This window comes from Kitasatospora sp. NPDC057542 (assembly GCF_042801945.1).
Classification (GTDB): Bacteria; Actinomycetota; Actinomycetes; order Streptomycetales; family Streptomycetaceae; genus Kitasatospora.
Window position 1 is genome coordinate 1 of sequence record NZ_JBHVFE010000343.1, and the last position, 9,851, is coordinate 9,851.

Annotated in this window: 7 protein-coding genes; 4 read left to right on the forward strand and 3 right to left on the reverse strand. The window is 71.9% G+C overall.

What is annotated here, in order from left to right; genetic code table 11:
• Positions 1–30: 30 nt before the first annotated feature.
• Together ACFU7Y_RS31935 and ACFU7Y_RS31940 are read right to left on the reverse strand one after the other, a co-directional pair.
• Entirely contained in the window at positions 31–702 is a 672-nt protein-coding gene (locus ACFU7Y_RS31935) for a TrkA family potassium uptake protein (RefSeq protein WP_030060763.1), read from the reverse strand.
• Positions 702–1,370: a TrkA family potassium uptake protein gene (locus ACFU7Y_RS31940; protein ID WP_224283658.1), complete on the reverse strand. Its 669-nt coding sequence runs from the start codon at positions 1,368–1,370 to the stop codon at positions 702–704. Before ACFU7Y_RS31940 ends, ACFU7Y_RS31935 begins: the two co-directional genes overlap by 1 nt.
• Positions 1,371–1,618: 248 nt before the next feature.
• On the opposite strand from ACFU7Y_RS31940, the gene ACFU7Y_RS31945 reads away from it, so the two are divergent.
• Together ACFU7Y_RS31945 and ACFU7Y_RS31950 are read left to right on the forward strand one after the other, a co-directional pair.
• Positions 1,619–3,694: an APC family permease gene (locus ACFU7Y_RS31945; RefSeq protein ID WP_263455531.1), complete on the forward strand. Its 2,076-nt coding sequence runs from the start codon at positions 1,619–1,621 to the stop codon at positions 3,692–3,694.
• A 428-nt stretch (positions 3,695–4,122) separates the two neighbouring features.
• A complete protein-coding gene (locus ACFU7Y_RS31950; protein ID WP_224284952.1) occupies positions 4,123–5,418 on the forward strand; it encodes a class I SAM-dependent RNA methyltransferase in 1,296 nt (431 codons plus the stop codon).
• A 75-nt stretch (positions 5,419–5,493) separates the two neighbouring features.
• Here the strand turns inward: ACFU7Y_RS31950 and ACFU7Y_RS31955 are convergent, their stop codons facing one another.
• A complete protein-coding gene (locus tag ACFU7Y_RS31955; RefSeq protein WP_224284950.1) occupies positions 5,494–5,688 on the reverse strand; it encodes a hypothetical protein in 195 nt (64 codons plus the stop codon).
• Between the two features lie 335 nt (positions 5,689–6,023).
• On the opposite strand from ACFU7Y_RS31955, the gene ACFU7Y_RS31960 reads away from it, so the two are divergent.
• The gene (locus ACFU7Y_RS31960; protein WP_224284951.1) at positions 6,024–6,983 is read left to right on the forward strand and encodes a LysR family transcriptional regulator; all 960 of its coding nucleotides are present in this window, start codon (positions 6,024–6,026) and stop codon (positions 6,981–6,983) included.
• A gap of 176 nt (positions 6,984–7,159) precedes the next feature.
• Positions 7,160–9,796: a collagenase gene (locus tag ACFU7Y_RS31965; RefSeq protein ID WP_380770472.1), complete on the forward strand. Its 2,637-nt coding sequence runs from the start codon at positions 7,160–7,162 to the stop codon at positions 9,794–9,796.
• Positions 9,797–9,851 lie beyond the last annotated feature (55 nt).

Genomic DNA, 9,851 nt, shown 5'->3' on the forward strand with positions numbered 1-9,851 from the left:
GTGCGGGCCCTTCCGCTGTGCAGGCCGTGGTTACTGGGCGCCCGAGGTGGCTGAGAGCAGCTCCTCCAGCTCTTCCTCGCGCTCCTGCGCGGCGACGAAGAGCAGCTCGTCGCCGCCCTCCAGGGTGTCGTCCTTGCCCGGCACCAGCACCCGGCCCTCGCGGATGATGGTCACCAGCGCGGTGTCCTGCGGCCAGGCGACGTCGCCGACCCTGGTGCCGACCAGCTCGGTGTCGGAGGCCAGGGTCAGCTCGACCAGGTTGGCGTTGCCCTGGCTGAAGCGCATCAGGCGGACCAGGTCGCCGACGCTGACCGCCTCCTCGACCAGCGCGGACATCAGACGGGGGGTGGAGACGGCCACATCCACGCCCCAGGACTCGTTGAAGAGCCACTCGTTCTTGGGGTTGTTCACCCGGGCGACCACCCGCGGCACCGCGTACTCGGTCTTGGCGAGCAGCGAGACGACCAGGTTGACCTTGTCGTCGCCGGTCGCGGCGATCACCACGTGGCAGCGCTGGAGCGCGGCCTCGTCCAGCGAGGTGATCTCACAGGCGTCGGCCAGCAGCCACTCCGCCATCGGGACCCGCTCCACCGAGATGGAGTTGGGGTTCTTGTCTATCAGCAGGACCTCGTGGCCGTTCTCCAGCAGCTCGCCCGCGATCGAGCGGCCCACGGCACCGGCCCCGGCAATGGCGACGCGCATCAGTGACCCTCCTCCTTCGGCCCCTGCGCGAACGCGGCCTCGACGGCCGCCAGGTCGGTCCGGCGCAGCATCACGTGCACCAGGTCGCCCTCCTGCACCACCATCTGCGGCGAGGGGAGCACGCCCTCGCCGAGCCGGGTGACGAACGCCACCCGGGTGCCGGAGGCCTCCTCCAGCTTGCTGATCCGGTGGCCGATCCAGCGCGGGTCGTACGCGACCTCGGCGAGCTGCACGCCACCGCTCGGGTCCTGCCACAGGGGCTCGGCGCCGCTCGGCAGCAGCCGGCGCAGCATCTGGTCGGCGGTCCAGCGGACCGTCGCCACGGTGGGGATGCCCAGGCGCTGGTACACCTCGGCGCGGCGGGGGTCGTAGATCCGGGCGGCGACGTTCTCGACGCCGAAGTTCTCCCGGGCCACCCGTGCGGCGATGATGTTGGAGTTGTCACCGCTGGAGACCGCGGCGAAGGCGCCGGCCTCCTCGATGCCCGCCTCGCGCAGGGTGTCCTGGTCGAAGCCGACGCCGGTCACCCGGCGCCCGTTGAACCCGGCGCCCAGCCGGCGGAACGCGGTCGGGTCCTGGTCCACCACGGCCACCGAGTGGCCCTGTTTCTCCAGTGCTCTGGCGAGGGCGGAGCCCACGCGGCCGCAGCCCATGATGACGATGTGCACCGGCGCTTACCTCACCCGTCCCGAAGGGGTCTTGACCTGCGCAAACACCGTTCATCTCCGTTTCCCGCCCGGTCGTCCGGAACGAGGTTCATCGTGGGGGCGCCGACCCGGCAACGCTCGACAACCAGAGTGTTGCCCGCCGACTCGTATCCGACACGCTAACTGGTCCACCGAACGCAGTCGCGACGAAGGGGGGGACAAACGGCGGAGCCACGACCGGGAAGCCCCTACGATTCCTTAACGTGCCTATGCCGACTGACCTTCCGAAACGCATCCTGATCGGGCGCGCCCTACGCAGCGACAAGCTGGGCGAGACGCTTCTCCCCAAGCGGATCGCGCTGCCCGTGTTCGCCTCGGACGCGCTCTCCTCGGTCGCGTACGCCCCCGAGGAAATCCTGCTCACGCTCTCCATCGCGGGGGCCTCGGCGATCCACTTCTCCTGGCAGATCGGCGTCGTCGTGGCGATCGTGATGCTCGCCGTGGTCGCCTCGTACCGGCAGAACGTGCACGCCTACCCCAGCGGTGGCGGTGACTACGAGGTCGCGACCGTCAACCACGGGCCGGCCGCCGGTCTGGTGGTCGCCAGCGCGCTGATGGTCGACTACGTGCTCACCGTGGCCGTGTCGACCACCTCGGGCGTCGCCAACGTCGTCTCCGCCGTGCCCGCGCTGCGCGGCCACGAACCGATCCTGTCGGTGGTCGTGGTCGTGCTGCTGATGGGCATGAACCTGCGCGGTGTGCGCGAATCCGGAAGCGCCTTCGCCGTCCCCACCTACGCCTTCATGGTCGGCGTGATCGGGATGGTCGGCTACGGGGTCTTCCGGCACTTCGCGCTCGGCCAGGACATGCCCGCCGAGAGCTCCGCGTTCCACCTCGCCGCCACCCCCGGCAACGACTCGCTGGCCGGCTTCGCGATGGTGTTCCTGCTGCTGAAGTCCTTCTCCTCCGGCTGTGCCGCGCTCACCGGTGTGGAGGCGATCTCCAACGGCGTGCCGGCCTTCCGCAAGCCGAAGAGCAAGAACGCCGCCACCACGCTGCTGATGATGGCGAGCATCGCCGTCGTGATGTTCATGGGCATCATCTGGCTGGCCCGGCTGACCGGTGTCCAGATGGCGGAGAACCCGACCGAGCAGCTCGTCGGCGCCTCGCCGGACTACCACCAGAAGACCGCGCTGGCGCAGATCAGCGAGGCCGTGTTCAACAACTTCACGCCCGGCTTCTACTTCGTCGCGGCCGTCACCGGTCTGATCCTGGTGCTCGCCGCCAACACCGCCTTCAACGGCTTCCCGGTGCTCGGCTCGATCCTCGCCCAGGACCGCTACCTGCCGCGCCAGCTGCACACCCGCGGCGACCGGCTGGCCTTCTCCAACGGCATCATCCTGCTGGCGATCGCCGCGATCCTGCTGATCCTCGCCTTCGACGCCGACCCGAACCGGCTGATCCAGCTCTACATCGTCGGCGTCTTCGTCGCCTTCAACATGAGCCAGTCCGGCATGATCCGGCACTGGACCCGGCTGCTGCGCACCGAGACCGACCCGGCCAAGCGCCGCCACATGCAGCGCAGCCGGGCGATCAACGCCTTCGGTCTGGTGATGACCATGGCCGTGCTGATCGTCGTCCTGGTCACCAAGATCAGCCACGCCTGGATCGCGATCGCCGCGATGGCCGTGCTGTTCGTGATGATGAAGGGCATCCGGCGCCACTACGACCGGGTCTCCGACGAGCTCACCGCCGCCGAGGAGCCGGACGACGTGGTGCTGCCCACCCGGGTGCACGCCATCGTGCTGGTCTCCAAGCTGCACAAGCCGGCCCTGCGCGCCCTGGCGTACGCGAGGCTGGCCCGGGCCCACACGCTGGAGGCCGTCACGGTCAACGTCGACCCGGCCGACACGGTGGCGCTGCGGCGGGAGTGGGACGAGCGCGGCATCGAGGTGCCGCTCAAGGTGCTGGACTCGCCGTACCGCGAGATCACCGGGCCGGTCCTGGACTACGTGAAGAACCTGCGGCGCAGCAGCCCGCGGGACGTGGTCTCGGTCTACATCCCGGAGTACGTGGTCGGCCACTGGTACGAGCACCTGCTGCACAACCAGAGCGCGCTGCGGCTCAAGGGGCGGCTGCTGTTCAAGCCCGGGGTGATGGTCACCTCGGTGCCGTGGCAGCTGGAGTCCTCGGAGCGGCGCAAGCCGCAGAAGGCCTGGTCGGCGCCGGGTGCCGTCCGGCGTGGCGAGCCGCGGGCGCCGAAGGCCGTAGAGTCGAAGGATTCCGCCTCCACCGGTACGAACGCCGGTGACACCTCCGAGCGCAGCAAGGACTCCTCCCAGTGACCCGCAACACTCCGCCCCGCTCCTCGGGCTCCTCCGGCAAGGGCGCCCGCCGGGGCGGCTCCCAGCCCGGGCAGGTCTCCCGGCCGCGCTGGGGCCGGCCGGCCCGTCCGGAGGCCACCGACCGCGACGGCCTCACCGCACGCACCGCGCCGATCGTCCCGGGCGAGCGGGGGGACCGGGAGCCCGTCGGCCCGGACGCGGGGAAGGGCTCCGGCAAGGCCTCCGGCAAGGGCGCACCGAAGGGCGCACCGAAGGGCGCACCGAAGGGCGCGGGCAAGGGCGCGGGCAAGGGCGCCGGTCAGGACGCGCCGAAGGGCGCCGTCGGCGCCGCCCGGAAGGCGCCGCGCAAGCAGGCGGTGCGGCCGCCCAAGGCGCTGCGCACCGCCGCCGCGCGGCCGTCGCGGCCCGAGGCGCCGTCCGGGGAGCCGCTGGCCGGGCAGCGCTACGAGGTCGAGGTCGGCCCGGTCGCGCACGGCGGCGGGCACTGCGTGGCCCGGCACGAGGGGCGGGTGCTGTTCGTGCGGCACGCGCTGCCCGGTGAGAGGGTCGTCGCGCTGGTGACCGACGGGACCACCACCTCGCGGTTCCTGCGGGCCGACGCGGTGGAGGTGCTGGAGCCGGCCAAGGACCGGATCGAGGCGCCCTGCCCGTTCGCCGGTCCGGGCAAGTGCGGCGGCTGCGACTGGCAGCACGTCACCCCGGGCGGGCAGCGCAAGCTCAAGGCTGCGGTGCTGACCGAGCAGCTGGCCAAGCTGGCCGGGCTCACCCCGGCGGAGGCGGGCTGGGACGGCAGCGTCGAGCCGGTCGGCGGCAAGCTGCCGGCCGGGCAGGTGCCGGCCTGGCGCACCCGGGTGCAGTACGCGGTGGATGCCGAGACCGGGAAGGTGGGCCTGCGCAAGCACCGCTCGCACGAGGTGCAGCCGGTGGACCGCTGTCTGATCGCCGCCGAGGGCGTCACCGAGTTGGGCATCGAGGCCCGCGACTGGCCGGGTGTGGCGAGCGTCGAGGCGATCGCCGCGACCGGCTCCTCGGACCGCCAGGTGGTGCTCACCCCGCGGCCGGGCGCCCAGCTGCCGCTGGTCGAGCTGGACAAGCCGGTGTCGATCGCCCGGGTGGACGAGCAGGGCGACGTGCACCGGGTGCACGGGCGCACCTTCGTGCGCGAGCGGGCCGCCGGGCGGACCTGGCGGATCAGCAACGGCGGCTTCTGGCAGATCCACCCCGAGGCGCCGGACACCCTGGTCGACGCCGTGCTGGACGGCCTGGACCCGCAGTGGGGCGAGAACGCGCTCGACCTGTACTGCGGCGTCGGCCTGTTCGCGGGCGCGCTGGCCGACCGGGTCGGCGAGGACGGCGCGGTGCTCGGCATCGAGTCCGCCAAGCAGGCCGTGGTCGACGCCCGGCACAACCTGGCCGCGCTGGACAACGTGCGGATCGAGTGCGACCGGGTCGAGACGCTGCTGCCGCGCACCGGCATCACCGCCACCGACCTGATCGTGCTGGACCCGCCGCGCTCGGGCGCCGGCCGCGAGACCGTCGCCCACCTGGTCGGCCTGGAGGCACGCCGGATCGCGTACGTGGCCTGCGACCCGGCGGCGCTCGCCCGGGACCTGAAGTTCTTCCGCGAGGGCGGCTACCGGCCGGTCTCGCTGCGGGCCTTCGACCTGTTCCCGATGACGCACCACTTCGAGTGCGTGGCGATCCTGGAGCCGGCCGGGGAGTGATCCCGGGCACCGGGGAGTCATGGAAGGAGGCGGTCACCCGTTCCGGGTGGCCGCCTCCGCCGCGTCCGGGACCGGCTACTCGTTGTGCTCCTCCTCGTCGACGCTGTGCGGGAGGTCGATTCCGTGCTGGGCGGCGAGCCGCAGGAGCGAGGCGACCCGGCCCTCGTACGCCTGGACGCCGTCGGCGTCCCCTTCGGCCCGGGCCGTCGCGAGGTCCCGGCGGGCCTTTGCGAGCTGCTCGCGCAGCTCCTGATCGAACATGGCTGTCATCGGTCGGCCTCCGCACCGGTAGGCGCCCGCTCGGGGGAACGCGGGGGAATTTCAGCCTCCCGGACGGTGGGGCACTCTTCAAGTCCCGCTTCTCCTGGTGCGGCGCGGCGGCCGGGAACGGGGCCCGGATCCGGGCGGAAGGTCAGGGGGTGGCAATGCGCTGGTAAAAGGTGGTGCGAGGAGTGCCCCCGGGCCCGGGGAGGGGGCTTGACGAGGCAATTCACGGGGGTGAAGGTAAGCCGCTGACATGTCATGTGTGCTGTTGCACCGCCCCCTGGCGACAGCCGCCCCCGCGCCGTCGACCGGGGCCGGCCGGTGCGTGAGGGGGGAGCGTCATGGAGCTGGAGCTGCGGCACCTGCGCGTGCTGTGCGCCATCGCCGACACCGGGAGCGTCGGCCGGGCCGCCGTCCTGCTCGGCGCCTCGCAGCCGGCGACCAGCACCCAGCTGCGCCGGATCGAGCGTCATCTGGGCGCCCCGCTGTTCGAGCGCACCGCTGTCGGTGTCGCGCCGACCGGCTTCGGGGTGGAGGTGGTGGCCGCCGCCCGGGAGCTGCTCATCCGCGCCGACTGCCTGGGGCGCCGCCCGGAGGCGCCCGCCGGGGCCGCGCCGCGCGAGCTGCGGCTGGCGGCGACCAACTCGCCGATCCTGCCCGGGCTGGTCACCAGGGCGCGGCACCAGCGGCCCGAGCAGCGCTTCACCGTGACGTCGGTCTACCGGTCCTCGGACATCGTCGAGCTGCTGGAACAGGGCGAGGCGGACGCCGCGGTGGCCGTGGACTACCCGGGCCGGGAGCTGCGCCACGCGCCGTCCGTCGCGCACCGCGGCATCGTCACCGAGCCCGTCTTCGTCGCGCTGCCGGCCGGCCACCGGCTGCGGCACCGCACCGAGGTGGCCCTGGCGGACCTCGCGGAGGAGGAGTGGCTGCTGACCCCCGATGACGGGGCCGGCTGGCACGGCGTGTTCCACGGGGCCTGCGCCGCGGCGGGGTTCACCCCGGCGACCGTCCACGAGTTCCTCGGCGGTCGGCTGGAGCTCCAGGAGATGATCGCCGCCGGGCTCGGCATCTCCGTCGTCCAGGCCACCACCCGGCCGCTCGCCGAGGTGGTGGTCAAACCGCTCGCGGGAACCCCGATCTGGGTGCGGCAGCTGCTGGTCTGGCGGTCGGCCGGGGTGGGCGCGGACGTGGTGGAAACGCTGTTCGGGGCCGCGGCCGCGGCGTACCGGGACCTGATCGCGGTCGCGCCGAGCTTCCAGGCGTGGGCCGCGCGGACGTACCGGCCGGCCCGGCCGTAAGCCGGGTGCGGTGTGCCCCGGCGGGGTGCCCGCCCGTCCGTGTTATGGCCGGAGAGGTCAATGTCATATGACCTGTGACATTGTTCCGGCCTTCCGTCGCTGGCAGGATCATGACGCGTTCCCCCAACGTCTCGGCAGTCCTCCCAGCCTCCCCCCACAGGAGAAGGACCCCACCAGTGCGCCCACGGATAGCACTCCCCACCCTGCTGGCCGGCCTCGTCGCCGGCTGTTGCGCCGCCGCCACGCTGCTGCCCGCCACGGCGTCCGCCGCCCCGGCCGTCTCCGGTGCGGCCGCCCGGCCCGCGGCCGGTGCCCCGACGGCCGACCCGGGCTCCGTCCTGCCGAAGCCGCTCGGCGCCTTCCTCACCGTCGACCCGGCCGCCCAGGCCCGCGCGACCGAGGACCTCGCCCCCGTCGCCGAGCCGCTGCCCCCGGCGCTCCTCGGCCAGGTCGTGATGGGCCAGCCGGCCGGCACCGCCGTGCAGACCGCGCCGCGCCCGGAGGCGCCGAAGACGACCCCGGCCAAGCCGGCCCTCGCCGCCCGTGGTGCCGCCGGTGCGGCCGCCACCGCCACCGCGCAGAGCTGCACCCCGGCCGACTTCGGCAGCCGCAGCGGGGCCGACCTGGTCTCCTTCGTCGAGAGCTCGACCACGGACTGCGTCAACACGCTGTTCAACGTCACCGGCACCGACGCGGGCAACATCTTCAAGGAATCGAAGATGCTGACCGTCGCCAACGCCTTCCAGGCCATGGCGGGCAGCTACACCGGCGACAACTCGACCGCGATCCTGCAGCTCGTGCTCTTCCAGCGGGCCGGCTGGTACGTGCAGTCGTACAACTCGGGCGCGGTCGGCCCGTACGACGCGGCCCTGAGCAGTGCCTCCAAGGCCGCCCTCGACGCGTTCTTCGCGAGCCCGCACCGCACCGACGTCAACGACAACAACGGCGTCGTGCTCAACGAGGTGCTGGTGCTCACCGACAGCGCCAACCTCCAGGGCAGCTACCTGGGCGTCTACAAGCAGGTGCTGAACGGCTACAACAGCTCGTACAACGCCTACCCGAAGATGCTCAAGGCGGTCAACGCGGTGCTGTCCGCGCCGCTGTGGCGGGGCAACTGGAACCCCGACTTCGTCAACGCGGTCGCCGCCGACCCGAGCATCGGAGTCGCCCTGGGCGACTTCGCGCTGAACCACAAGGACCTGCTCGGTACGCCCAACGCCTACCTGGACGTCAACGCGGGCAACGACCTCGGCCGGATGGCCGGCGACAGCCCGGCGGTCGAGGCGGCGCTCAAGGACAAGGTCAAGGCCGTCCTCGACGGCGTGCAGATCACCGGCGCCACCGGCCCGCTGTACGTCCACACCGCGTTCCAGGCCAACAGCTTCGACCCCGGCCAGTGCTCGTACTACGGCATCTGCGACCTGCCGGCGAAGCTGACCGCCGCGGTGCTGCCGAACCAGTTGGTCTGCGACAACCGCACCATCCAGACCGAGGCCCTGTCGCCCGCCGACCTGGCCGCCGTCTGCGCCAGCCTGCGCGGCGAGGACACCTTCTTCCACAAGCTGGTGAAGGACAACGGCCCGATCCCCGGCCAGTACGACAAGGAGCTGACCCTCGCGGTCTTCGCCAACCAGGCGGACTACCTGACGTACTCCTGGGCGATCTTCAACAACTCCACCGACAACGGTGGACAGACCGTCATGGACCCGACCGACCCGAACAACCGGGCCGTGTGCGTGATGTACCAGAAGTCCTGGAACGACGGCTTCACCGGCAACGTGTGGAACCTCAACCACGAGTACACGCACTACCTGGACAACATCTACGACCTCAAGGGCAACTTCTCCACCGAGATCTCCGTCCCGGACATCTGGTGGATCGAGGGCGTCGCCGAGTACGAGTCCTACGCCTACCGCGGCACCACCGACACCCAGGCGATGGCCGAGGCCGCCAAGCACACGTACAAGCTGAGCACCGTCTTCCAGAACACGTACGGCAACTCGGACACGGTGCGCACCTACCCGTGGGGCTACCTGGCCGTCCGGTACATGTTCGAGAAGCACCCGGCCGACATCGACGCCATGCTCGCGCACTTCCGCACCGGTGACTACCAGGGCGGCTACGCGGTCTACAACGGCATCGGCACCGGCTACGACGCCGACTTCGACGCCTGGCTCGACGCCTGCGCCGGCGGCGCCTGCTACGCGGCCGGCCCGACCGCGCTGTTCGGCCAGACCGTGAACGGCCCGACCGTCACCCTGACCGACAAGTCCGTGCAGACCGGCCCCGGCCAGATCACCGCCTGGCACTGGACCTTCGGCGACGGCAGCTCGTCCGACCAGCAGAGCCCGACCCACACCTACGCGGCCGCGGGCACCTACACCGTCGCGCTGACCGTCACCGACAGCACCGGAAAGACCGCCAGCACCCCGGCCTCGGTCACCGTCACCTCGGGCAGCGGCAGCGGTGGCGGCACCACCCCGCCGACCTGCACCGACCCGCGTACCGACGCCCTGGGCCAGAACTGCTCGCGGGCCAACCTGTCGGCCACCGCCGGGAACCTGGACTACCTGTACGTCTACCTCCCGGCCGGCACCAGCACCCTGAAGATCACCACCACCGGGGGCACCGGCACCGCCTACCTGTACTACAACGACAGCACCTGGGCCTCGCCGAGCGCCTACACCGCCTCGTCCACCAACGCGGGCACCACCCAGAGCATCACCGTCACCAACCCGACGGCCGGCTACCGCTACGTGAGCCTCTACGCGAAGACCGACTTCAGCGGGGTCACCGTCAGCACCCAGTTCTGATCCGTCCGATCCGACCCCTTCCGGGGTGGGCCGGGCCCGTGGCAGCAGCCACGGG

What these genes read in the sequence shown, in the direction of transcription:
- ACFU7Y_RS31945 (WP_263455531.1), top strand. Translation starts at nt 1,619, where the DNA reads ATGCCGACTGACCTTCCGAAACGCATCCTGATCGGGCGCGCCCTACGC.
- ACFU7Y_RS31955 (WP_224284950.1), bottom strand. Translation starts at nt 5,688, where the DNA reads ATGACAGCCATGTTCGATCAGGAGCTGCGCGAGCAGCTCGCAAAGGCC.
- ACFU7Y_RS31935 (WP_030060763.1), bottom strand. Translation starts at nt 702, where the DNA reads ATGCGCGTCGCCATTGCCGGGGCCGGTGCCGTGGGCCGCTCGATCGCG.
- ACFU7Y_RS31960 (WP_224284951.1), top strand. Translation starts at nt 6,024, where the DNA reads ATGGAGCTGGAGCTGCGGCACCTGCGCGTGCTGTGCGCCATCGCCGAC.